The organism is Bradyrhizobium sp. ORS 375 (genome assembly GCF_000239775.1).
Lineage (GTDB): Bacteria > Pseudomonadota > Alphaproteobacteria > Rhizobiales > Xanthobacteraceae > Bradyrhizobium.
Genome location: NZ_CAFI01000420.1, coordinates 58,518 through 80,762 on the forward strand (window position 1 = coordinate 58,518; position 22,245 = coordinate 80,762).

The 22,245-nt window shown below is 65.5% G+C and carries 23 protein-coding genes; 19 read left to right on the forward strand and 4 right to left on the reverse strand.

Annotation, left to right across the window (positions count from 1 at the left end; all coding sequences use genetic code 11):
* Window positions 1-97 precede the first annotated feature (97 nt).
* Window positions 98-322, reverse strand: coding sequence for a hypothetical protein (locus tag BRAO375_RS37700; protein ID WP_139031490.1), 225 nt, complete (start codon window positions 320-322; stop codon window positions 98-100).
* 441 nt (window positions 323-763) lie between these two features.
* Here BRAO375_RS37700 and BRAO375_RS27745 point away from each other — a divergent pair, with 441 nt between their 5' ends.
* From BRAO375_RS27745 to BRAO375_RS27805, 13 genes are all read left to right on the forward strand, one after another.
* Window positions 764-2,494, forward strand: a complete 1,731-nt coding sequence (locus BRAO375_RS27745; protein ID WP_139031491.1) for a hypothetical protein — start codon at window positions 764-766, stop codon at window positions 2,492-2,494.
* Window positions 2,495-2,624: 130 nt separating this feature from the next.
* Window positions 2,625-4,970, forward strand: a complete 2,346-nt coding sequence (gene gspD, locus BRAO375_RS27750) for a type II secretion system secretin GspD (protein WP_009030755.1) — start codon at window positions 2,625-2,627, stop codon at window positions 4,968-4,970.
* Entirely contained in the window at window positions 4,967-5,494 is a 528-nt protein-coding gene (locus BRAO375_RS27755; protein WP_009030756.1) for a tetratricopeptide repeat protein, read from the forward strand. Before gspD ends, BRAO375_RS27755 begins: the two co-directional genes overlap by 4 nt.
* 113 nt (window positions 5,495-5,607) lie before the next feature.
* The gene (locus BRAO375_RS27760; RefSeq protein ID WP_035642625.1) at window positions 5,608-7,284 is read left to right on the forward strand and encodes a GspE/PulE family protein; all 1,677 of its coding nucleotides are present in this window, start codon (window positions 5,608-5,610) and stop codon (window positions 7,282-7,284) included.
* A gap of 4 nt (window positions 7,285-7,288) precedes the next feature.
* Window positions 7,289-8,503, forward strand: a complete 1,215-nt coding sequence (locus BRAO375_RS27765) for a type II secretion system F family protein (RefSeq protein WP_035642626.1) — start codon at window positions 7,289-7,291, stop codon at window positions 8,501-8,503.
* A gap of 6 nt (window positions 8,504-8,509) precedes the next feature.
* A complete protein-coding gene (gene gspG / locus BRAO375_RS27770) occupies window positions 8,510-9,001 on the forward strand; it encodes a type II secretion system major pseudopilin GspG (RefSeq protein WP_009030759.1) in 492 nt (163 codons plus the stop codon).
* Window positions 9,002-9,003: 2 nt separating this feature from the next.
* Entirely contained in the window at window positions 9,004-9,477 is a 474-nt protein-coding gene (locus BRAO375_RS27775) for a type II secretion system protein (protein WP_035642629.1), read from the forward strand.
* Entirely contained in the window at window positions 9,446-9,856 is a 411-nt protein-coding gene (locus BRAO375_RS27780) for a PulJ/GspJ family protein (protein WP_083842554.1), read from the forward strand. The genes BRAO375_RS27775 and BRAO375_RS27780 overlap by 32 nt, the downstream gene beginning before the upstream one ends.
* Window positions 9,853-10,557 (forward strand): PulJ/GspJ family protein, encoded by a 705-nt coding sequence (locus BRAO375_RS27785; RefSeq protein ID WP_009030762.1) that lies wholly within the window; start codon window positions 9,853-9,855, stop codon window positions 10,555-10,557. The genes BRAO375_RS27780 and BRAO375_RS27785 overlap by 4 nt, the downstream gene beginning before the upstream one ends.
* Window positions 10,554-11,498: a type II secretion system minor pseudopilin gene (locus tag BRAO375_RS27790; protein WP_009030763.1), complete on the forward strand. Its 945-nt coding sequence runs from the start codon at window positions 10,554-10,556 to the stop codon at window positions 11,496-11,498. Before BRAO375_RS27785 ends, BRAO375_RS27790 begins: the two co-directional genes overlap by 4 nt.
* 17 nt (window positions 11,499-11,515) lie before the next feature.
* Window positions 11,516-12,589, forward strand: coding sequence for a PilN domain-containing protein (locus tag BRAO375_RS27795; RefSeq protein WP_009030764.1), 1,074 nt, complete (start codon window positions 11,516-11,518; stop codon window positions 12,587-12,589).
* Complete coding sequence (gene gspM / locus BRAO375_RS27800) at window positions 12,586-13,137, forward strand: type II secretion system protein GspM (RefSeq protein WP_009030765.1); 552 nt, start codon at window positions 12,586-12,588, stop codon at window positions 13,135-13,137. The genes BRAO375_RS27795 and gspM overlap by 4 nt, the downstream gene beginning before the upstream one ends.
* Window positions 13,134-13,805 (forward strand): hypothetical protein, encoded by a 672-nt coding sequence (locus BRAO375_RS27805; RefSeq protein WP_009030766.1) that lies wholly within the window; start codon window positions 13,134-13,136, stop codon window positions 13,803-13,805. Before gspM ends, BRAO375_RS27805 begins: the two co-directional genes overlap by 4 nt.
* 35 nt (window positions 13,806-13,840) lie before the next feature.
* Here the strand turns inward: BRAO375_RS27805 and BRAO375_RS27810 are convergent, their stop codons facing one another.
* Window positions 13,841-14,143, reverse strand: coding sequence for a hypothetical protein (locus BRAO375_RS27810; RefSeq protein WP_035642632.1), 303 nt, complete (start codon window positions 14,141-14,143; stop codon window positions 13,841-13,843).
* Window positions 14,144-14,734: 591 nt separating this feature from the next.
* On the opposite strand from BRAO375_RS27810, the gene BRAO375_RS27815 reads away from it, so the two are divergent.
* The 6 genes from BRAO375_RS27815 (at window position 14,735) to BRAO375_RS27840 (ending at window position 20,809) form a co-directional block, all read left to right on the forward strand.
* A complete protein-coding gene (locus tag BRAO375_RS27815; protein ID WP_009030768.1) occupies window positions 14,735-16,729 on the forward strand; it encodes a multicopper oxidase domain-containing protein in 1,995 nt (664 codons plus the stop codon).
* 606 nt (window positions 16,730-17,335) lie between these two features.
* Window positions 17,336-17,794, forward strand: coding sequence for an FMN-binding protein (locus BRAO375_RS27820; RefSeq protein WP_009030769.1), 459 nt, complete (start codon window positions 17,336-17,338; stop codon window positions 17,792-17,794).
* Entirely contained in the window at window positions 17,775-18,653 is an 879-nt protein-coding gene (locus tag BRAO375_RS27825; protein WP_009030770.1) for an FAD:protein FMN transferase, read from the forward strand. The genes BRAO375_RS27820 and BRAO375_RS27825 overlap by 20 nt, the downstream gene beginning before the upstream one ends.
* Entirely contained in the window at window positions 18,643-19,173 is a 531-nt protein-coding gene (locus BRAO375_RS27830; protein WP_009030771.1) for a hypothetical protein, read from the forward strand. Before BRAO375_RS27825 ends, BRAO375_RS27830 begins: the two co-directional genes overlap by 11 nt.
* A gap of 334 nt (window positions 19,174-19,507) precedes the next feature.
* Window positions 19,508-19,855 carry a hypothetical protein gene (locus BRAO375_RS27835; RefSeq protein WP_244423336.1) on the forward strand — a complete coding sequence of 116 codons (348 nt, stop codon included), beginning with the start codon at window positions 19,508-19,510 and terminating at the stop codon, window positions 19,853-19,855.
* Between the two features lie 276 nt (window positions 19,856-20,131).
* Entirely contained in the window at window positions 20,132-20,809 is a 678-nt protein-coding gene (locus tag BRAO375_RS27840) for an AAA family ATPase (RefSeq protein ID WP_006610486.1), read from the forward strand.
* Window positions 20,810-20,929: 120 nt separating this feature from the next.
* Here BRAO375_RS27840 and BRAO375_RS38910 read toward each other — a convergent pair whose 3' ends face one another.
* Window positions 20,930-21,064 (reverse strand): hypothetical protein, encoded by a 135-nt coding sequence (locus BRAO375_RS38910; protein WP_008962931.1) that lies wholly within the window; start codon window positions 21,062-21,064, stop codon window positions 20,930-20,932.
* A gap of 202 nt (window positions 21,065-21,266) precedes the next feature.
* A complete protein-coding gene (dapA, locus tag BRAO375_RS27845; RefSeq protein ID WP_009030772.1) occupies window positions 21,267-22,187 on the reverse strand; it encodes a 4-hydroxy-tetrahydrodipicolinate synthase in 921 nt (306 codons plus the stop codon).
* Between the last annotated feature and the right edge of the window lie 58 nt (window positions 22,188-22,245).

Sequence of the window (22,245 nt, forward strand, 5' to 3'; positions counted from 1 at the left end):
CCGTTGGGGTCCCATTCTCGAAAAAATATCGCCAACTGATTTGTTGGTGTTTCGAAAATTTCTTCCGTGGGTTGCTGTGAGGCTGTTTAGAATCTCTTTAAACGCGCGATTTCTTCTCGGGCCAGACTGCCACGATCGGATTCGGTAGGTATTCGCCTGCGCCACGAGCCTCATGGCGTCGGCGGGGCATGCGTCGTCTCGCCGCAATCCCCAGCGCGATCACTCGCGCTTTGTCGCCGAATTCCAGCATGTCGACCGAGCTGTGCCACCAGCTGACCGCAATTTCTTTCGGAGTGCGGCCGTCGTTGGCAAAGTGTGGCATCGCCTGCCCCGTCACGCTGCACGCCTGCGAAACGTAGCTTCAGGCTCGAGCGATCGGCGCGCCCCATAGCCGACCTCCACCGGAAGATAATTAGTAGCGACTGAAGGAGCTTAGCCGCCCGCCTCGCGGTGCGGGCGCGTCCCGATCGCGGCTGGCGTTCGTAGTCCGGCGGCGGGCGCCGTCAAAGTGCTGACACGAGAGCATCGTCGGCGAGCCCAAGTATCGACATCGCCGGCTTCTAGCGCGAATGGCTCGCAGTCGCGCGCGAACTCACTTTTCACGACTGCGCGGGTTGAGGGATGCACGTCCGCGCATCATTATGGGGAGGATTGACTGATGGTCTTGATTAGCTGCGCCGGGAGAGGCGCAGGAGGCGCCGTCTCATCAAACGGCAGTGCGCTGAGTATCGACAGGAGCAGCGAGCCACTTCGCGGCCGCAGCATGTCGCTCTCATCCCTGCTCGCCGCGGCATCTATACTTGCGTTGAGCGCGGCGGCGGCCCAGGCTGCCGACGCCGGGGCATCGCGGTCAGCGGATGCGGCTGCCGTCAAGGCGCTGATGGCGAAGATCGAGTCCATGGAGCAGCGCATCAACACGCTTCAGGTCGAGCTCAAGGATGCCAAGGCGAAGAAGCCTGCCGGTATTGGGCAGTCCGCGTCGCTTGCGTCGCGGACTCCGTCCAGCACGGTCGCTCTGACTGGCGCGAAGGATGCGCGTGGCGGAGCCGTGAAGGCGTCCGACAATGCGTCCACTGCGTTCAAGCCGGTCAGCAACGCCATGGCGCTCGCCGACCCGAAGGACGTCAATGCCGCCAACTCGAAGACGGCCGATGCTCCGCAATCGTCATCCCCGGCGTCCCGGCTGGCCGCGGCGTTCGCGGATTCGGATCCGAAGCCGAGATTCCTGCCAGCGGCCGATTTGAAGGCCCCTCCGCCAGCGTCCGCGAAGGATCTGTTCGGCGCGGCACCGACGCCGGTGCCCGGCATGCGGATCGGCATGTATGGCGAGATCAAGATGGGCTCGGTGCAAAACCCGGCGGCCAACGGCCAGTGGCAGAACGGGTTCGACATGGCGCGCCTGGTGCTGCTGCCGACCTACCAGGTCAACGACTACATCACGTTCAATGCCGAGCTTGAGTGGGAGCACGGCGGCATCGCGATCGACGCCGACGATAAGCTTCACGGCGCCATCGAGGTCGAGCAGGCCTTCTTCGACGTGAAGTTCAACGACCACTTCACCTTGCGATCGCCGGGCATCGACCTGATCCCGATCTCGTTCACCAACCTGTATCACGAGCCGACGCTGTTCTACAGCGTGCAGCGGCCCCAGCTCGCCAACGGCCTTGTTCCGACGACATGGTACGCTCCCGCCGTCGGCTTCTACGGCAAGATCGTCGACGGCCTGAACTATCAGTTCCAGGCCAGCCAGAGCGCCGAGGATTTCGGCGACGACTTCGACCATCGCGGCGACAATGGCCGCATCAACCCCGGAGGTTATGGAGCGGGAATCAACGGCGCGGAGGCGCTCAAGCTTGCGCGCGCTCCGATCGGCGACTTCCGGCAGCTTAGCAACGAGCTCGCTTATACATTGCGGCTCAGCTATACGCCGTCGTTCCTTCCCGGCTTTGCCGGCAGCTCGGCGATCTATTACTCGCCGAACGTGACGCCGCGCGGCGCTTATGCCACGCAGCCGGATGGCACAGAGACGCCGCTCGGCAAGAACGCAATGACGATCTTCAATACGGAAGCGCGATATCGCGTTCCCAACACGGGCCTCGAGCTGAGGGGTGAGTATGCCTATGTGCATTTCTCCAACCCCGAGAATCTGCGCGCCAACAACGATCTCGACGAGACCAACAACGTCGGCAAGAGCATGTGGGGCTATTCGGCCGAGGTCGCCTACCACTTCAGGGCGCCGAACGACTACGACATCGTGCCGTTCTATCGCTACACGCGGCAGAACTTCCAGACGTCGGGCATGCTCGGATCCGATCTCACCGCCGGGCTCAACAACGTCACGGGCAGCGGCGACATGACGTTCCACGACGTCGGCCTCGCCATCTTCCCCAATCCAAGCCTGGTCTACAAGCTCAACTACACCAAGGTCATCGACCACAGCGCGACCGGCGCCATGTCTGACCGGATTCTCGCGGGTGTCGGCTGGCTCTGGTAGCGGCATGACGAGAGCGTGGGCCGCTGTCGGTACGCAGCGGCCATCGTCCTCATCCACAGCCAATGACCCGGGACGAAGGGCATCGCGCTTCGCCCCGGGGCCGCAGATGAGAAATGACTTGGAAGATCGGGTGGGCGGGCGAGTGGTACATAAAGCTGATTTTGGCTCCGGTCGGCCGCGATGTCGCACGCTCGTCGCGCTGTCTTTGGTGGCGATGGCGTTGGCGGGCTGCAATCCGGCGACGCTCGGGAGCGACAATCGGGGCGACGACGTGCTCGACAAGGTCGGGCGGCTGGATCTTTCGCCGCGCTATCCGAGGCAGGTCATGCCGGAGCAGTCGCCGGCGGCGCGACGGGCCCGCGCGGAGATCTATGGCGGCAACGACGACCCCAGAGACGCGCGCGCGGAGGTGCCGGCGGCAACGTCGCTTCCGGTGCAGCAGGCTGCGGCCCATTCGCAGGCGGTGGGGAACGGCTTCGAGTTGAACTTCGAGAACACGCCGATCGCAACGGTCGCCAAGGTCGTGCTCGGCGACGTGCTCGGCGTCGGCTACACCATCGATCCGCGCATCCAGGGTACGGTGAGCCTGTCGTCGGTACGTCCGGTGCCCAAGTCGGACGTCGCCTACGTGCTCGAGAATGCATTGCGACTGGCCGGGACGGCGCTGGTCCGCGATAGCTCCGGCTATCGTCTGATCCCGCTGGGCGAGGCGGTTGGTGCGGGGAATGTCGATGCTCCCGGCGCCACGGCGGAGCCCGGCTACGGCATCACGGTGCTTCCGCTGCAATACGTCTCGGCGCCGACGCTGTTGAAGCTGCTGGACAGCTTCGCCCTCAAGCCCGGCACCGTGCGCGCAGATCCGGGCCGCAACGTCCTTCTGATTCAGGGCACCGGCTCCGAGCGACGCACCGCCGTCGACGCCGCGCTGAGCTTCGACGCGGATTGGATGCGCGGCCAGTCGGTCGGGATCTTCCCGATCGCGAACGGCAATCCGGAGCCTATCGTCGCCGAACTCGAGAAGATCATGGACACCGGTGACAGCGGTCTCGGCCAGAACATGGTCAAGTTCCAGGCGGTCAGTCGCATGAACGCGGTGATGGTCATCAGCCGCAAGCCGGCGCTGCTGCGCACCGCCGAGACCTGGATCAAGCGCCTCGATACCGGCAACACGCTCCGCAACAGCGTCCACGTCTACCGCGTCAAATACGGCGAGGCTCGCCAGATGGCGCGGGTGTTGAATGAGATGTTCACCGGCAATTCGGGCGCGGCGGCCGACGCGTCGTCGACCGAGCTCGCCCCTGGATCGGGAGTCTCATCGAGCTCGAGCAGCGAGCGGCTGTCGGCCGCGGGCGCGACAGCGTCTGCCGGCTTCTCGGGGGCGCAGCAGGGCAACAACGGACTGGTCGCCAATCGCGGTTTCAACGGCACGCCGCCGCCGACTCCGGTCGGCCTTGATGCCGGTTCGGATGCGCGCGCCTCCTCAACCGGAGGCAAGCCGCTGATGGACGGCGTCCGCATCACGCCCGATGTGGTCAACAACACCCTGCTGATCTACGCCGACCGTGAGAACTACCGCATCATCGAAGCTACGCTGCGACAATGCGACCGGCCGCAGTTGCAGGTCGCGATCGATGCCACGATCGCCGAGGTCACGCTCAACGACAATCTGAACTACGGCGTCCAGGCTTTTCTGACCAGCAAGAACCTGGGCTTGCGGCCCGATCAGGGCTCGCTGCTGAACACCAGCTCGACGTCGGCGCCGGCAACGGTCGCCTCGGCCGCCGGGACGATCACCAACGCGTTCCTGAACCGCGCCTTCCCGGGATTCAATTTCCTGATCGGATCGGAATCGCAGCCAAGCGCGATCCTGAGCGCATTGCACACCGTCACCGACGTGAAGGTGTTGTCCAATCCGTCGCTCGTGGTGATCGACAATCAGGCGGCGACGCTGCAGGTCGGCGACCAGGTCCCGGTCTCGACCGGCAGCGCTACCGTGCTGACGACGAACAACACGATTGTGAACACGATCGACTATCGCAACACCGGAATCATCCTGCGGGTTGCGCCGCGGGTGAACGAAAACGGCAATGTGCGGCTGGAGATCGAGCAGGAGATCAGCAACGTCTCGCCGCAGACCGCCAATAGCCTCACCCCGACGGTCGCGCAGCGGAAGGTCAAGAGCTCCGTCGCGGTGGCCAGTGGCCAGACCGTGCTGCTGGCCGGCCTCATCAGCGAGACCCATCAGGGCACGCGCAACGGCGTCCCCGGCCTCGACCAGATCCCGGGGCTGGGCGAGCTGTTCAGCAACAATGACCGTAGCCGCGGACGAACCGAGCTGATCATCTTCATCCGTCCGCAGATCATCCGTGACGGCACGGATGCGCATTATGTCGCCGAAGAGCTGCGCTCGAAGCTGCGCGGCACGATCAGGCCGGTGTCGACCAGCGCGCTGCAGACGCCGCGGAGCAATCGATGAGGCGGGGCTCGAGGATTGCCGTCGCCATCCTGACCTTCGTCTTCGGCGCGGCGACGGCCGATGCCCGGCCGCGCGGAGACGGATGGGCGGCCTTCGCGCGCGGTGATTATGTCCGCGCCGCCGCGTTGCTGGCCCCGCTGGCGCAGCGCGGAGACCCGCGCGCGATGACGGCGCTCGGCTACATGTACGACAACGGCTTCGGCGTTCCGCAGTCCTACGAAGCTGCCGTCGAGCTCTACATTGGCGCGGCGGAGAGCGGCGAGCCGACGGCGCAGCACCTGTTAGGGCTGAGCTACGACAAGGGACATGGCGTGACCCAGGATCACGTGCTGGCCTACAAATGGTTGAGCCTCGCAGCGGCCGCGGCGCCTGGTCGTCGACGCGAACCCTACCTGCGCATCCGCAACGCGGTTGCCTTCAAGATGTCACTCGATCAGGTCGTCGAGGGCCAACGCCTGGCGCTCGAATGGCAACGCGGTCAGCCGCATGGAATTGGCCCGACCGCGCCCGCATCCGGTTTGTAGTTGTTCTAAGTCGCGGATCTCATAAGCGTCATCTTTGCCGCCGAGAACAAGACGTTTGTCAATGCTGCCCTCCGCAATGAGGGGATCGACAACGATCTGCCACGGGACGCGCCATGAGCTCGACTGCTCCTTTTCGATTTGCCGATGATATGCGAGGCGACGATGGGCCGGCCCGGTTCTCTGCGAGGGCGCCCGGCACCGCAGCGCTTGATGGAGGCGGGACGAGATCGTCGGAGGTCGCAGACACCGCGTCCCCCGCGTTCGCCGATGCGATCGCGCGGCAACTCGGACTGCGGCGGGTCGTGCTGGCCGATCTGCTTGCGGCCAAGCCGCTGGCCGAGCATTTCTCGCGACGCTTTCTCCGGGAGACGGTGGTTTTCCCGTTTCAATCCGCCGATCGAACGCCGTGTCTCGCGGTCGCCGACCCTCGCGACACCGCTGCCGCTCGCGCCGCGGAACTCGTGTTCGGCGGACCCATCGCGATGGTGGTGGCCTCGGCGGAGGACATCGCCACCGCGCTGAACCGGCTCTCCGGCGACGACGAGCTCCCGGCCCGCAGCGAAGCGGCCCAGCCGCAACTGGGCGAGGACGACATCGAGAGCCTGCGCGACCTTGCCACCGGCGCGCCGGTGGTTCGCGCCGTGAATGATCTGTTCGAGCAGGCGGTGGAGTTGCGCGCCAGCGACATCCATGTCGAGGCGATGCGGAGCGGCTTGTCGGTCCGGATGCGTGTCGATGGTCTGCTGAAGCCGGTTGCTGAGCCCTTGGGCGTGCTCCCGCAGGCCGTCATCTCGCGCATCAAGATCGTCGCCGGCCTGAACATCGCCGAGCGGCGCCTGCCGCAGGATGGCGCCGCACGGCTCCGCGTCGGCCGCTTCGAGCTGGATGTCCGTGTCGCCGTGATGCCGACGCAGCATGGCGAGTCGGCGGTGATCCGGCTGTTGCCGAAGGACAGGGCGCTGCTGTCGGTCGAGAAGCTCGGCTTTGCCCCTCACGATGATCGAGCGCTGCGCCGGCTGCTGGCGCTGCCGCACGGCATGATCGTGATCTGCGGGCCGACCGGCAGCGGCAAGACCACCACGCTGGCGACCGCGCTGTCGATCCTCAACGAGCCGACCCGCAAGATCCTCACCATCGAGGATCCCGTCGAATACGAGATTCCGGGCATCAACCAGTCGCAGGTGAAGCCGGCCATCGGACTGACATTCGCCTCCGCGCTGCGCTCCTTCGTGCGTCAGGACCCCGACGTCATCATGGTCGGCGAGGTGCGTGACGGCGAGACCGCGCACGTTGCAGTCCACGCTGCACTGACAGGTCATCTCGTGCTCACGACGTTGCACACCGAGAACGCCGCGGCCGCCGTGCCACGGCTGCTCGATCTCGGCGTCGAGGATTTCCTGCTGCGTTCGACGCTCCGGGCGGTGATCGCGCAGCGGCTGGTGCGCAAGCTGTGTGAGCGCTGCAGGTCGCGGCACCGACTGAGTGCCGATGATCTTTGCGCGGACCCTCGGTACGTCGCGGTCGGCTTCGAGGTCGGCGAGACAGTCTACGAACCCACGGGCTGCGAAAGCTGCGGCGGCACCGGTTATCGCGGCCGTCTCGGCATCTTCGAAATCTTGGAGCTCAACCAGGGGATCCGCTCGCTGATTCAGGGCACGAGCGATGCCGCTGTCATCGACCGCAGCGCCATTCACGGCGGCATGACCACGATGCTCGACGATGGCCTTGCCAAGTGCCGGGCCGGCGCCACGTCGGTCGCCGAAGTCTTGCGCGTCACGACGCTGCGGTGAGCCGATGAGCAAGTTTCGCTATCGTGCACTGACCGAAAGCGGCGAGGTCGTGCATGGAACGATCTCGGCGGCGACGGCCAAGGACGTGATCGACCGCATCGAATATCTGCGGCTGCTGCCGATCGAGACGGTCGAGGAGACGGGCGGAGGCTCGGTCGGCCGTGAGATGGTGGCCTGGATCGGCCGTCCGTCCCAGAGCGACGTCACGACATTCACGCGCGATCTGGCGTTGCTGCTGAAGGCGGGCGCGCGGCTGGAGGATGCGCTTGAGCTGCTGGCGGGAGACGCCGATATGGGACGGCTGCGCTCCATCGTCAGCCGGCTGCGATCCAGCATTCTCGCCGGCGAAAGCTTTGCCGACGCGCTGGCGCATCATCCGGCACAGTTCTCCGCAATGTATCTGGCGCTGGTGCGGGTTGGCGAGGTCTCGGGCGGCCTCGATCACGTGCTCGACGTGCTCGGCGCCGAGCGGGCACGCGCGGAAGCCATGCGTCGCAAGCTCAGCGACGCGATGCAATATCCGCTCTTCGTCCTGGTCGCTGCCTGCCTGGTGATGCTGTTCTTCTTCATTGTCGTGCTGCCGCAGTTCTCGACGGTGCTGCGCGATTTCGGGGCGAGGACGGACGCGACCATCAACACGTTCCTCGACATCTCCGATTTTCTCCGCAGCAACGGCGCCGCGCTGGCGCTGGCGGCGAGCGCGGCCGTCGCCGTGGGCGGTCTGTTGCTCGGTCGTGCCAGCATTCGCAGCGCCTTGATCGCGCGCCTCTGCCGACTACCAGGGCTCGCGACCGTGTTCTGGTCGTATCGCACCAGCGTGTTCTGCCGCAATCTGGCGATCCTGCTCGGCAGCGGGCTCACCTTGACCGCAGCCTTGCGCATCCTGATCGACATCATGGCGGCGACCGGCGACGGCGCAGTATGGGGGGCCGTGGCTGATCGCGTGCGGCAAGGCGGCAAGCTGTCAGAGGCGCTGACGGCGACGAATATCCTGCCGGCCATGGCCACGCGGATGATCCGGATCGGCGAGGAGACCGGGCAGCTGCCGGTCCTTGCCGGGAGAATCGCCGAATTCTACGAGGCGAAGCTGCAGCGCAGCCTCGATCGCATCGTTGGCATCGTCGGTCCGGCGGCCATCATACTCATCAGTACCGTCGTCGGCGGTCTCATCGTCTCGGTGATGACCGCGCTGTTGTCGGTCACTCAACTCGTCGGGTAGCGGAAGATGAAGCGTCAATCGACCCAGGCAGGACTCAGCGGCATCGCGCGGCGGGTGCGCGCTGGCAGCGACGACGGTCAGAGCGGCTTCACGCTCGTCGAGATGCTGGTCGTCATTGCCATCATCGGAATGATCATGGGGCTGATCGGGCCACGTGTGCTGAGTTCGCTGAATGAGTCCCGGGTCAAGACCGCGCGGATTCAGATCCAGAGTTTTTCGAGCGCGCTCGATCTGTTCTATCTCGACACCGGTCGCTATCCGACCTCGTCGGAAGGCTTGGCTGCGCTGGTCCGGCCGGCCTCGACCATCCCGGGCTGGGCCGGACCCTACCTGAAGGGAGGGAATGTCCCGAGCGATCCCTGGAGCCATCCCTACGTCTATCGCGCGCCTGGGCAGCGCGTGCCCTACGAGATCGTGTCTTACGGATCGGACGGGCAGGAGGGGGGCGTCGATCTGGCGGCGGACATCTCCTCTTCGATGACGATCGGTGCCCGATAGCGATGGAGCAACGTGACGGCCGTCAGGCCGGCTTTACCCTGATCGAAGTGGTCTGCGTGCTCGCGATCGTCGCGGGGCTCGCGGCCGTGCTGCTGCCCGCCGTCCCGAGACAGACCTCGCGGCCGCGTCTGGAGGCCTATGCGATCGAAGTCGCCGCACTGCTGAAGGACGATCGAAATGCCGCAATCAGGCGCGGGCTCGAAGTCACGACGCGCATCGACACGCGGGGGCGATCGATTCGCTCCAGCAGCAGCGGACAGGAGATCCGGCTTCCCGACGATGTGCGGTTCGAAACGGTGCTGCCGCGCAAATGCGACCATCGGCCGGCCTTCGACAGCATCAGCTTCTTCGGCTCCGGCATGTCCTGCGGAGGTGTCATCAACCTGACGCATCTCGGCTCCGGCTACCAAATTCGCGTCAACTGGCTGACTGGAAGGATCGAAGTTGCCTCGAACGCCGCCACCGCACGACAGTAACGCGAGCGCGGGATTCACCCTGCTCGAGACGCTGGTTGCGCTCGCAATCGTGGCGGTGTCGCTGGTGGCCATAGCTGCGCTGATGGGATCGTCGGCGCGTGGCAGCCGGAAGCTGGAGCAGCATGTCGCGCTGGTGCAATCGGCCTACAACGCGTTGTGGCTGGCGTTTCCGTCCCGTCTGCCGCCGCCGGCGCCGATGCAATCGGGAGAGACGATGTCGCATGTTTGGCGCGCGCAGGCGCAGCCGTTCGCCATGGATGGCGCTGCCGGCACGTCCGCCTGGGCGCCGGAAAAGATCATGCTCCAGGTTCGCTCGCCGTCGGGCGCGACCGTGGAGCTGGAGACGATCCGTCTGTTTCGCAGGCAGGCCGAGCGATGATGACGCGCGCCAACCATTCTCAGTCCGGCTTCACCTTGATCGAAGCGCTGGCCGCCATGGCGCTGATGGGGCTGCTCGTCTCCGGTCTGGCCGTGATCACCGCGCAGTGGCTGCCGAACTGGAATCGCGGCCTGCATCGCATCCAGCGCAGCGAGTCGGTGAGCGTCGCGCTCGACCGCATCAGCGCCGACATCGCGGCGTCCGAGTTCATCCGGTCCGATGCGCAGAGCCGGTCCGTGGTGTTCGATGGCTCGGAGGCGTCGGTCACCTTCGTCCGCATCTCGCTTGCACCGAAGACAGGCCGCGGGCTCGAGCTGGTTCGTATTGCCGAGGCCGGCGACGGCGATGGCGCTGTGGTGAGCCGAAAGCGAGCGGCGTTCGCGCCGGGCAACGCCTCGGGCCGCGAATTCGGCGATCCGGTCGTGTTGCTGCAGGCGCCTTACCATGTGTCGTTTGCCTTTGCTGGAGCCGACCGCAACTGGACGGCGTCGTGGCACGATGCCGGGAGGCTGCCGGCAGCCGTGCGGGTGACGGTGCGCAACGCGGTCGACGCGAGCGCGCCGCCGATCTCACGGATCGCGGTTATCCATGTCTCGGCGCCGGCCGACAGCGCCTGCAATCCCGCGGACAGGACGTGCGACCGGCAGGCGCTGTCGGCCGGCGGCACCGTCGGACGCGCAGCCGTGCGATCGGAGCAATGAGCATGCGCGGCGTGACGCAGCCCTGGGGTCTTGACCGCACTGATCGCGAGGGCGGCTTCGTGCTCGTTGCAGTGCTGTGGATCCTGATCTCCTTGGCCGGGCTGGCCGGAGCACTCTCCGTCTATCTCCACAGCACGGCCCAGCGACTCTCGCTGGACGACACCCGTCTGCGATCCGCCGCGCTGGCGTCGGCAGGCCTGGAGCTTGCCGCCTATCGGTTTGTTGCTGTGCCGAAGACGCAGCGCGCTGCGGCTGGCGCCTTCTCCTTCCGTCTCGACCATGCGCAGGTCTCCGTTGTCTTCCGCTCGGAAGCTGCTCGTGTCGATCTCAATCACGCTTCAAAACAGATGCTTGCCAATCTGTTCGGCGTGCTCGGCACGCGCGCGGACAAGGCCGGCGAATATGCCGACCGGATCATCGGCTGGCGAACGCCCTTGTCCGAGACCACTGCGGATGCCGAGCGCGATCTCTATCGAACCGCCGGGGTGGACTACATGCCGCGCAATGCGCCGTTCGCCCATGCCGAGGAGCTTCGTCTGGTGCTCGGCCTGCCGCCGGACCTGGTCGACAAGGCGATGCCGTATGTGACCGTGTTCAGCGGCCGGCGCGAGATTGACGCGCTCGAGGCCGCGCCCGAGGTCGTGGCCGCGCTGCCTGGGATGACGCAGGATGGACTGAAGAGCTTCCTTGATCAGCGCGCCGGCCTTCGCCGCGAGGCGAGATCGGTTGCAGCGGCGCTGGGCCCGGCCCGTGCCGACGCGACATTGGACGTCGGCGACGCCGTCCGGGTGTGGATCACGGTCGGCTTCGACGCCGGTCGCCGGGCCGCCGCCGAGGTGGTCATCCTGCTCGGTGACGATGACGAGCCGTATCGGATTCTGGCGTGGCGGGACGATGCCGGCAGCCCCGCGATGCCCAGGCAATCGGGAAGGGCGCTGTGATGACGTTTGGAGAGCGGATGCGCGGTGAGCTGGCGACCTGGATCGGCGCCGTCGCTGCGGTCATCGTCGATCGCGTCGGCCGGTTCAACCTCAAGCCGCCGATCCAGCTGATCGAGACCGAACGGAACCTCTTCGTGCTGCGGACGATCGCCCGCGCCGGGCGATCGGCTCCGCCGGATTGTCAGGTACGCCTGCCCGAGGCCGAAGCGGCCGCGCCTGCGCTTCCCGAGAGCTGGCGGACCCTGCTGCGCGGCAGCCGGGTCGAGGTCATGCTGATGCCGGAGCGCTTCCTGTCGCGGCCGCTGGATCTTCCACGCCGGGCGGCCGAGTTTCTCGAGGCCATGGTGCGCTCGCAGCTCGATCGGTTGACGCCGTGGACGGCGCAGGAGGCGGTGTTCGGAAGCACGGCGCCGGTCGAGATTGCGGCGGACCGTATCCAGACGACCGTGATCGCCGCGCCGAGGACGCGGCTCGATCCCCTCATCAGGCTGGCTGAATCCTGGCATGTCGGATCGGTGGTGCTGTTCGCCGCTCCCGGCGCGGCTTCGGGCCAACGCGTTGCGCAAGGCGCAACGCGACTGACTGAGCAGCATCTTCGCGGGTCGCTCGATGTCGGCCGCGTCAGTCGCATGCTGACCGCCGCATTGGTCATCGCCGCGGTCTCGGCGACGCTGTCGCTCGTGACCGGCAGCATCCTCGGAGGGCAGCTCGATGCGCAGCAGAGTCTGCTGGCGCGCAGGATCTCAGAGCGGCGCGCAGCGCTACGGCTCGACTTGGAGGGGACCGACAACGCCGCTCTGCGCAGTCTCCTGCGCCGAAAGCAGGAGACGGCCGCCGACGTCCTGGTGCTGGATGCGCTGTCTCGGGTGCTTCCCGACAACACCTATGTCACGGAGCTGCGGATCGAGAAGGACAAGCTGCAAGTCGCGGGGGTGAGCCAGGATGCACCCGCGCTGGTCAGGCTGATCGAGCAATCCGCGCATTTCACGCGTGCGACCTTCTCCGCGCCGACGACGCGCTCGGTGGATGATCCGGGCGAACGTTTCCGGATCGAAGCCGGCATCAAGCCGCATTTTGGACCTGGCACATGAGCACCGCAGACCGCTTGGGAACTCCGTCGCCGCGCTGGACCGCCGCCTTGATCTATGCCGGCTTGCTGCTGGTGCTGATCACTGCGACGGCGCTGCCCGTCAGGAGCCTGCTCGATCAGCGCGCCGAGGTCGACGCGCTGAAGGATTCGCTGCGCCTGCTGGATGCGCACAGCATGGCGAGCGGCCGTCAGGATGGCAGCGACGCCAACGCGGCGGGATCGGCGTTCCTCGAAGGTCCGACCGTGACCGTTGCCGGCGCTGCCCTGCTGCAGCGGCTGGGTGACGTGGTGACCCGTCACGGCGGCAGCACCTCGTCCTCGCAGGTCGACGTGCAGGGCCCCGGCGCCAAGGACGGTCAGATCCGGGTCACTGCGAATTTCGAGGCTGCCCAGCCGGCCCTGCAGCCGATCCTCTATGATCTGGAGTCCGGAATGCCATGCCTGTTCATCGACGAGCTGGTGGTCGAGGGCAGCGCGCCCTTGGCCGCCTCCGCTGGAAAGCTTCGCGTCACCCTCACGGTGTCCGGACAATGGCAGGGCCAGCAATGAGCCGTCTCATCAAACGATATGCCGCCAGCTGCTGCGCAGTTGCGGCGGCTTCGGTGTTGGGCTTTGTCGCGGCGGCGAGCCTCGACATGCCCAGTTCGCTGGCGGCAGAGCAGCCCGCGCCGGCGCGCGGAGCACCAAGTACGCCGCGCGCGCAGCCACGGAGCGGCAATCCGTTGTGGGCCATTCCGCTCGATCAGCTGTCAGCGACGCGCGAACGGCCGATCTTCTCGCCGTCGCGGCGTCCTCCGCCCACCGAAGCCCCGCCGCCGGCCGTCGCGGAAGCACCAGCGGTGCCGGAGCCGAGCCCGCCGGAGCGGCCGGCGCTCAGCTTGGTCGGAACGGTCGTGAACGGCGATCGTGGCCTGGCCATCTTCCTCGATCCGAGCACCAGGACGCCGCTGCGCATCAGAGTCGGCGCGGACTATCAGGGCTGGACCTTGCGTCGCGTGGAGGCGAGGTCGGTCACGCTGCAGAGGGGCGACGACCGCGCTGTGCTGCAGTTTGCGTCGCCGGCGGGGCCCGCGCTAAATCCGGTCGCCACGACGGTCGCCGAGGTGCCGGTGACACAAACCGCTCCGCCGTTGGCCCAGGCGGGAACACCGTTCCTGTCCCCGGAGTCACGGCTGCTGCGGATGCACCAGCGCCAGCGATCGGGACGCCGTCAATAATGAGGAGGACGCGGCATGTGTAGGCTGCGCCGTCATCACCGCTTGCACAATCCGCTGGTCAGAACCCATCCCTTGTCGGTGAGGGCCGCGGAGACGATGTCGAAGTAAAGACGCTTATCAGGATCGTCGTCGGAGACGAACGAGACCTGGCACAGGAAACGTCCGCTCTCGTCGCCCTTGTCGCAGGTCGCCTCGACGATCTTCAGTCCCTTGTCGTGGCGGACGCCGGACGACGGCGCCTCCTGCTCGTAAGCCTTCTGAATGATCTCTGTTGTCGGCGCGCCACAGGCGATGCCGGTCACGTTGCAGGCCCAGGCGAGAACAACAGCAGCCAGCATCTTTCGGTCTCCTTGGGAGCGGTCGCGGACTGATCGTCGATCGAGAGCTCAGTAACTCGCGTCGATCGCGCGACTAATCAGGTCAAGGGCGAACTACGCAGGGTGATTGTCGTTTTTGTGTCGACCTTGTCCGGCCTGCGCACACCGCAGCTGCAACACAGGTTGTTAGATCGATTCTTAAGGCGCTCAATCCTGATTCTCACAAAACGAAAGAAACGGTCACAAAGGAGACACCCGTCGTCCCTAGCGAAAAAAGCGCGAATGTGCACGCAAAGCCACTGGCTGACGGCTTGGAGCGATACGCTCGAATGCCGCGCCGGTCTGGGCTGCACCTTATCGCGTCGATCTTTGTCTCGAGCCAAATGGGGATCTGGCATGCTAATCGGGCGTCCGCACAAGCCAACAATAAGAACACTGACGTCCGCTGCCGCGCTGTGGGCCGGCCTGACGTTGGCGGCGTCCACGGCAGGTGCCCACGATCTCGCCGAGCCGACGGTGTTCAGGAGCAGGCACGGCGTGCTCGATCTGCTGATGATCGCGCGCGCCAAGCCGATCTCAACCATCACTTTTGCCCCGCCCGGCGGCTCACCCATGAATCCGACCGGTTGGGTCTATGAGATCTGCCCGCGGCCCGCGTCCGGCACCAGCTGCCCGGCCGGCGCCGCCGTGGCCGACTACGGCGGTGTGCGCCTGGCCCTGCAGAAGGGCGACACGCTCAAGATCCGGCTGGTCAACCAGCTGCCGCAGCTCGACCCGGCCAAGGTGAACCACAATGCCGATCCCGGCCAGGCCAACCTGTTCCGCAATCCGACCAACCTGCACACGCACGGCCTGATCGTCGAACCGCGCGCGCCGACCCTGAGAGACCAGACCTTCGGCGACTATGTCTTCGTGCAGATCTACAACTCCGCCAATGGCATGCCGGTGCCGCAGACGACTCACCAGCACGGCTCAAACAAGATGGACTACGCGGATTTCCGGATCGAGATCCCGCGCAACCATCCATCCGGGCAGTTCTGGTTTCACCCGCACATCCACGGTATTTCCCTGAACCAGGTGTCGCAGGGCTTGGCGGGCATCATCTCCGTCGGCGAAGTCTCGGACTACGCGCATGGCGACGCCAGGGATACGCCGTTTCCCGATGCGAGCGTCCGTCATCTGATCCTGAAGGATATTCAGGTCGCCGGCGGCGGAACGGTGCAATTCGACAGCGGCCCGGTCGAGGTTCAGCCGGGCGAAGTGATCAATCAGCAGGATCCTGGCTTCTGCGCCCAGTTTCCAGCTGATAGCTCCGAGCTGCGCGAGGGGTCTTGCCCGGGTGTCGATACGTCGGCCGATGGCGGCTCCAACTTCGCCGGCGGCAAATGGTTCTTTACGGTGAACGGCAGGACGTTCCCGAAGATCAAGGTGACCGATTCCGACGGCGAGGTCTGGCGGCTCACCAATGCGTCGGGCAGCCTGTCGTACAATCTTCAGCTGACCGACGACGAGTCGCAGAAGCCGATGATCATGCAGCTCATCTCGGTCGACGGCGTCAGCGTGAACCTGCCGCAGGATACGACGATGGACACCATGGTTCGTCTCGGCGGCGCGCGCTTCCGCGTCGTGCCCTGTCCGCCGCTGCCGACCTCGCGTTTCCATTCGAAGCCGGTCTGCGTGACGCAGATGGTCATGATGCCGAGCTCGCGCACGGAGGTGTTCGTGACCTATCGCGATCCCGCCACCGGCGCGATCGCCAGCCCCGGACATTCCGCGTCAGCGACCTTCAAGATGACCGGGCTGACGATGGGCAGTGGCGATCAGTGGCCGGCGGTGGATCTTGCCAAGGTGCATTTCCACCAGCATGGATCACGACACCACATCGCCTATGGCATGGACATCCGGGGCGATGCGCTGGCGACGATGCAGCCGTCAGGCATTCTCGACGCCAAGGTCCCCTATGCGAATGCCACGCCGCTGCGCGACGGGTGCAAGCCGCTGCCGGCCGGACACCGCCGCCGGATCTTCTTCGGCCTGGCTGATCTGACCGACGACGGCACGTTCGGTCTGGGCTATGAGGAGGTCGACGAGAACGGCAACCCCGTGCCTGGCACGCAGCTTCCGGTGAGCCAGTTCGATCCGTCCCTGAACATCGTCTGCCTGCCGCTCGCGCCGGGACAGCGCCCGGTTCATGAGACCTGGGAGCTGGTGCAACTGTCGACGGAGAACCACAACTTCCACATCCATCAGACCCGGTTCAGGACGATCAACAGCAAGGCCGGCGAGAACACGCCGCTCTCGGTGTCGCTGAACAGGAGCATTGGCGGCGGCATGCTGCAGGACAACGTCCCGCTTGGCGTCGCAACGCCGAACGTGCCGGAGGTCATGGACGCTCAAAGCGGAGTCTGCAGCATCGAGCAGTGGCGCAACGGTCAGTGCACCTCGAAGCCCGTGGTCGTGGACATCCCGTTCTCGCAGGTCGGCGAGTTCGTCTATCACTGCCACATCCTCGAGCATGAGGACGGGGGCATGATGGCCAAGATCAAGGTCGTGCCTTCGCCGCACGGATTGCACCCTTGGGAGGCGATGAACCAGATGCCGTGGTAGTCGCGACCGCCATGTCTCTTCGCGACGCCGGTGCCGCATGCGGGGCATCGGCGGGGCTGAATGCCAAGGCGATGCTGTGGCGGTGCGAATTCACCGCCGCGCCAACAACGGCCGCTTCGCGGCAGCGGCGCGGAGCCGATGCCACGTTCGAACGACAGCCGGTGCATTTGGAATCGATCTAAACTGTCGCAGGTGCCTCTGCATACCCTTTGAAATAGCAGGTTTGCGTGTTGTGGCTCATGACTCGAACGCCTCGCGAAGCGGCAATCTCCGGCAACATTGTTATTCCCCAGCCACTCCGGCAAATCGCCAACATCGACGCGGCAATTCGCCGCAATCGGACAACTTACTACGTTGGCTCTGACAATCAGAACGGTTTGCAGCAAGCACGTTGAAGATGTCGGAGGGGCTCGGTCAGATCGGCGTCTGATGCGGTCCACGGAAGTGAGCGTCCCGCGGGCTGGCGTTGCAACTCGGCGTGGAACGTTCGGCGCGCCGGATGCTTCGGCGGCTTCCTGGACAGCTAACAGTGTTCGGCGGCTGCAGAACACGTGAGATCGATTCAAGGGGAGGGCGTGTCATGAACAGGGATTTGAGGTGGACGCGATGAACGATTGGCTTAAATGGACTGCTCCCGCTGCGGCCGTCATGTCGGTCGCTGCGCCGGCCTACGCCATGCAGTACATGAGTGTCGAGGAAGCGCAGAAGGCCGCGTTTCCAGGCGCAAGCTTCGCCGAGGTCCAGCCGGGTCGCGTCTGGAAGGCGAGCAATGGCGGCTATTTCTACTACGATCACGTCGTCGGCAAGCACCTGCTGATCGACTACACGGTCGCGATCGGCCCTGACGGGCGGGTGCGTCGCGTCGAGATTCTGAACTACCGCGAGTCCTATGGCGGCGAGGTGCATGATCCGAACTGGCTCGGTCAGTTCGTCGGCAAGGGCAGTCAGAACGAGTTGCGCATCAACTCCGATATTCGAAACATCTCGGGAGCCACGCTGTCGTCGACGCATCTGACCGAAGGCGTGAAGAAGGTGCTGACCTATCATGCCAGCCACTTCCGCTAGCTTTCGACGCGCTCGGGCTCTGCTCGGGACGTTCGTCGAGATCGATGTCGCCGATGCGCAGGGCGCGGACCTGGAGAGCGCCGTGGAAGCAGCGTTCTCCGCCGTGGCGGAGGTGCACCGGCTGATGAGCTTCCATGATCCGGACAGCGACGTGTCTCGGCTGAACAGCGCGGCATCGAGCTGCGCGGTGACGGTGCACCCCTGGACCTACACCGTGCTCCAGGCGGCGTTGGAGATGGCCCAGTCTTCGGACGGCGATTTCGACGTCGGCGTCGCCGGCATTCCGCAGCCTGCGGCTGACTCGTCGTCGCGGACCGCTGCTGCGATCGAACTGCTTGCCGGCCATCAAGTTCGTTTCCGCCATGCCGGTCTCAGAATCGATCTCGGCGGCATCGCCAAGGGCTTCGCGGTGGATTGTGCAATCGATGCGCTGCGGAGATGCGGCGTACGTTCCGCCATGGTCAATGCGGGCGGCGACCTCGCGACCTTCGGAGGCGGTGCTCGCATCGTTCACATCCGCGACCCGCGTTCGCCGGGCCGGCTGCTGTGCCAGGTCGAGGTGAGCAATGGAGCGCTGGCGTCGTCAGCCCGTCGTTTCGATCCGTTCCGATCGGCGGAGACGACCGAGACTTCGGTCCTCGATCCGTCGACCCGCCGGCCGGCCGAGCGTGTGCTCGGGGCGACCGTCCGCGCTTCGACCTGCATGGTGGCCGATGCGCTGACCAAGATCGTCATGGTGGGCGGCGAGCGTGCCGCAGCCCAACTCGCCCGGTTCCAGGCGAGCGCGATGCTCGTTGCCGCCGACGGCAACATCCTCACGACATCGGATTGGCAAGGAGATCTGCAACATGCGGCTTAAAGGCGCGTTTCGGTTTGCCCTCTACGGAGTTTTCGGGGTCCTGTTCGCCAGCGGAGCGCTGTGGATCTACGCGGATCAGATGAAGACCCGTTCGGAGCTGGATAGCGAGACCTGGCAACAAGCCGCCGCATACCTGCTGAGCATGCATGGTGGTGCCGCGATGGTGACGCTGATGCTGCTCGGTGCGCTTGGTCCCATGCACGTCCAGCGCGCCTGGCGCGCCCGAAAGAATCGGGCGACCGGAATTGCGAGTCTCACGATGTATGGCCTGCTGATCGCGACCGCGTTCGGCCTCTATTACGTCGGATCCGAAGCGCTTCGACCCTGGATCAGCACCGTTCACATCGTGTTCGGGCTTGGCGTGCCCGCAGTGATCATGGCCCATATCGTCGTCGGCCGCGCGAGCGTTGCCGCCGTGCCTCAGCCCGTGCGTACGCAGCGTGCAACGGCTGCCACGCTGGTGCCTTCGGACGCACCGACCGACGGCGATCTGGTCAGTGTCATGAGCAAAGTGAGCTGATCCCAACAGTTCCGAGCAGAGACGGTGGGCCTCGGGAGGAGCGGGTGGCTTGAAAGCCTGTTCCTGTTTCCAAGGCCCCCGAGATCCGGCGTCAGCTTGCGGTCGTTCAGGATCCGTTCGCGCTGATATCAGCGACTGAGCCAAAGCCCCGGTGTGCGGCGTCTCGCTCGCGCCGCGGATGATGATTTCCGTAGTTCAACGGATACATCGCTTTTTCTGCCATCGCATGCGCGTCCTGCGCGGATCATTGCGACCCGCAACAGGGCCTGCTTGCGAATCCGGCCTCGTTCAATCACAATTTGTGGCAACGACGGGGAGGGCAACGATGAGGGGGATGGATCTCAATCCATGGGGCGCCGCTGTACTGATCGCAGCAGCAGCGCTTCTCATGCCAGCCGTGGGGCACGCCTACACCGCAGAGCAGGAGCAGGCCTGCACGAGCGACGCGTTCCGGCTTTGTAGTTCTGAAATCCCCAATGTGGATCGCATCACCGCCTGCATGGACCGCCGAAAGGCGGAATTGTCGCCGCCCTGTCGTGCCCAGTTCGGGCCGCAGCCGCGTGGATCCTCGCGTTCGGAACGCGCCGGCAGGCCAGTGAGCATCAAGCCCGCTTCCGCTGGGAAGCCGGCCAATGCGCGCGCCGTAAAGACCAGGAAGGCGGCGCGGCCGGACGCGACGTAAGCGAAGACCCGCCTTTCGCGGCCGCCGACATCACAACGACCCGCGGGCGCCGTTCGGTCACGCCTTGCACAGCCTCAACATGCAAACGGGGTCCAGAGGGATCGGATGTTGTTGAGGACGTGCACCGCTGGAGCGCCTTTTTGTGCACTCGGTGTGACTCAAAAACCAATGCGTTTCAGCAATCAGGAGTTACGCCTGATCAATCGCTAAATTTATCTTCCGCGAATCAGTCTGCTGATTCATTTTCGCCGCCGGGGTCAATCTGGAGGCCAAGGTATGAACGTTATTGTTTTCGCATCGCGTAAGGGCGGTTCAGGCAAGAGCACCCTGGCCGCCCATCTCGCTGCGCAGATCAAGGCGAGCAAGTCTTGCCTGCTGATCGATGCCGATCCGCAGGGGTCGCTGACGCTCTGGCACAAGCTGCGCGGCACCAACGAGCCGCCGATCAAGACCGCGGTGAACTCCGTGAGCGCGATCGTCTCCGCCGCCCGCCGCGACGGCGTCGAGTGGGTGCTGATCGACACGCCGCCGACCATTTCGGCCGTGGTCGAGGATGCGATCAAGAACGCAACGATGGTGATCATCCCGGCGCGTCCGGGCGTGTTCGACGTCAACGCGGTGCAGGAGACGATCCAGACCTGCCGCGCCGCGCGCAAGCCCTACGCCGTCGTCCTCAACGGAGCGCCGGCCCGTCGCGATGATGCCGAAAGCCCGATCGTGACCATTGCCCGCGAGGCGCTGGCCAAGTTCAAGGCGCCGGTGTGGGGTGGCCAGATCACCAACCGCGCCGATCTCCTGATGGCGCTGGGGCAGGGTGAAGGCGTCCGCGAATACTACGCCGAAGGCCGCGCGGCGGCCGAGATCGCCCGCCTGTGGGCAGCGATCGAGCGCTCGGTGAAGGCGATCCGCGGAACGGTGTCGGCCAACGGCGCCATGCACAAGCAGGCGGCCTGATCCGCCAAGCCCTCTGAGGCATCGACGCGCGGTCGCCCGCGCGTTTTTCGCGTGAGATCTACTGACTCGGCTCGTTTGCACCGATGACGTCCCGGCGCCGCGCAGAACGCGCGGCGGAGGTCAGGCGACCATCAGCAGATAGAACGCGATCGCCGGTGTCAGGGTGAGAATCACCGACCAGATTCCGACCGCCCAGAGAATGTCCTCGATGCTGAATCCCTGACGCTCAGGGAATGGATGATCCTGAAAAGCCACGACGCCCCCGCGTTCTCAAACGTTTTCAACATCCATAGCGGAACATCTTTAAACATCAGGTTTCGGACTATCCGGCTTTTGATCGCGCCTGTTAGTCCGGATTAACCACGGAGTTTCGGGTGGCGTCGAAGCCGGCTGCGGCTCTGCCATCGCCCTCCAGGGCGAGGTTTGCGGCAGAGCCGGCCGTAACATTCGGCGGCATTCAGGCGACACGGCTCCGCTGTGTGGCTCCGCGGCGCTCGATCTCCTGATCCAGCCGTGCGGCGAGCTCGGCGCCAACCTCGACCATCGGCAGCCGCACCTCCGCGCTTGCGATCACGCCGGTCCGCGCCAGCCAGTACTTCGCCGGAGCCGGGCTCGGCTCGGCGAACAGCAATCGCGTGAGAGGCTCGACCTGCGCCCAGCACGCTGTCGCGGCGTCGTGACGGCCGGCCTTCACATGCTGCAGCATCGCGGCGAACGTCTCGGTCTCCAGATGCGCCGAGAGCAGGATGGCGCCGTCGGCGCCGGCCTGCAGCGCGTCGAAGCTCTGGGCGTCCTCGCCGGTCAGGATCTCAAAGCCGGTGGGACGACGCGCGATCAGCTCCCGCGTCTGGGTGCGGTTGGCGCAGCAATCCTTCAGTCCAGCGATCGCCGGATGCGCGGCGAGCTGCAGCAGCGTGTCGTTGTCGAGGCCGACGGCGGAGCGATAGGGAATGTTGTAGAGCACGATCGGATGCGCCGCGCGCTCCGCCAAGGCGGTGAAGTGCGCCAGCAATCCGCGCTGGGAGGGGCGCACGTAAGGCGGGCTCGAGATCAGATAGAAATCGATCGGCCATGACGCCGTTCGATCGAGCGCCTCGATCAGATCGGATGTCGCGACGCCGCCGATGCCGAGGCAGATCGGCAGCGGCCTTCCGAGGGACGCGAGCTCATCGCGGACCACGCCGACGAGCCGCGCGCGCTCCTCCCACGAGAGCGCCAGTCCTTCACCGGAGGTGGCGCCGAGAACGAGGCCGTCGATCGCCTTGGCGGCATAATGTCGAATGAGGTTGCGCAAGGACGGCTCGTCCAGCGCGCCGTCGCGAAACGGCGTGATCAGTGGCAGCCAGAGTCCTTGCAGTCGCGTTCGAACGGTCGTCATGGTCCATCTCCTTGGGTGGTGAGCCGGAGACGGGACACATCAAAAAAGCCCCGTCCTT

Bases quoted from the DNA above. Each gene is read 5' to 3' on its own strand.
- BRAO375_RS37700 (WP_139031490.1), bottom strand. From the start codon at position 322: ATGCCACACTTTGCCAACGACGGCCGCACTCCGAAAGAAATTGCGGTC.
- BRAO375_RS27745 (WP_139031491.1), top strand. From the start codon at position 764: ATGTCGCTCTCATCCCTGCTCGCCGCGGCATCTATACTTGCGTTGAGC.
- BRAO375_RS27755 (WP_009030756.1), top strand. From the start codon at position 4,967: ATGAGGCGGGGCTCGAGGATTGCCGTCGCCATCCTGACCTTCGTCTTC.
- BRAO375_RS27760 (WP_035642625.1), top strand. From the start codon at position 5,608: ATGAGCTCGACTGCTCCTTTTCGATTTGCCGATGATATGCGAGGCGAC.
- BRAO375_RS27765 (WP_035642626.1), top strand. From the start codon at position 7,289: ATGAGCAAGTTTCGCTATCGTGCACTGACCGAAAGCGGCGAGGTCGTG.
- gspG (WP_009030759.1), top strand. From the start codon at position 8,510: ATGAAGCGTCAATCGACCCAGGCAGGACTCAGCGGCATCGCGCGGCGG.
- BRAO375_RS27775 (WP_035642629.1), top strand. From the start codon at position 9,004: ATGGAGCAACGTGACGGCCGTCAGGCCGGCTTTACCCTGATCGAAGTG.
- BRAO375_RS27785 (WP_009030762.1), top strand. From the start codon at position 9,853: ATGATGACGCGCGCCAACCATTCTCAGTCCGGCTTCACCTTGATCGAA.
- BRAO375_RS27790 (WP_009030763.1), top strand. From the start codon at position 10,554: ATGAGCATGCGCGGCGTGACGCAGCCCTGGGGTCTTGACCGCACTGAT.
- BRAO375_RS27795 (WP_009030764.1), top strand. From the start codon at position 11,516: ATGCGCGGTGAGCTGGCGACCTGGATCGGCGCCGTCGCTGCGGTCATC.
- gspM (WP_009030765.1), top strand. From the start codon at position 12,586: ATGAGCACCGCAGACCGCTTGGGAACTCCGTCGCCGCGCTGGACCGCC.
- BRAO375_RS27805 (WP_009030766.1), top strand. From the start codon at position 13,134: ATGAGCCGTCTCATCAAACGATATGCCGCCAGCTGCTGCGCAGTTGCG.
- BRAO375_RS27810 (WP_035642632.1), bottom strand. From the start codon at position 14,143: ATGCTGGCTGCTGTTGTTCTCGCCTGGGCCTGCAACGTGACCGGCATC.
- BRAO375_RS27815 (WP_009030768.1), top strand. From the start codon at position 14,735: ATGAATCCGACCGGTTGGGTCTATGAGATCTGCCCGCGGCCCGCGTCC.
- BRAO375_RS27820 (WP_009030769.1), top strand. From the start codon at position 17,336: ATGAACGATTGGCTTAAATGGACTGCTCCCGCTGCGGCCGTCATGTCG.
- BRAO375_RS27825 (WP_009030770.1), top strand. From the start codon at position 17,775: ATGCCAGCCACTTCCGCTAGCTTTCGACGCGCTCGGGCTCTGCTCGGG.
- BRAO375_RS27830 (WP_009030771.1), top strand. From the start codon at position 18,643: ATGCGGCTTAAAGGCGCGTTTCGGTTTGCCCTCTACGGAGTTTTCGGG.
- BRAO375_RS27835 (WP_244423336.1), top strand. From the start codon at position 19,508: ATGGATCTCAATCCATGGGGCGCCGCTGTACTGATCGCAGCAGCAGCG.
- BRAO375_RS27840 (WP_006610486.1), top strand. From the start codon at position 20,132: ATGAACGTTATTGTTTTCGCATCGCGTAAGGGCGGTTCAGGCAAGAGC.
- dapA (WP_009030772.1), bottom strand. From the start codon at position 22,187: ATGACGACCGTTCGAACGCGACTGCAAGGACTCTGGCTGCCACTGATC.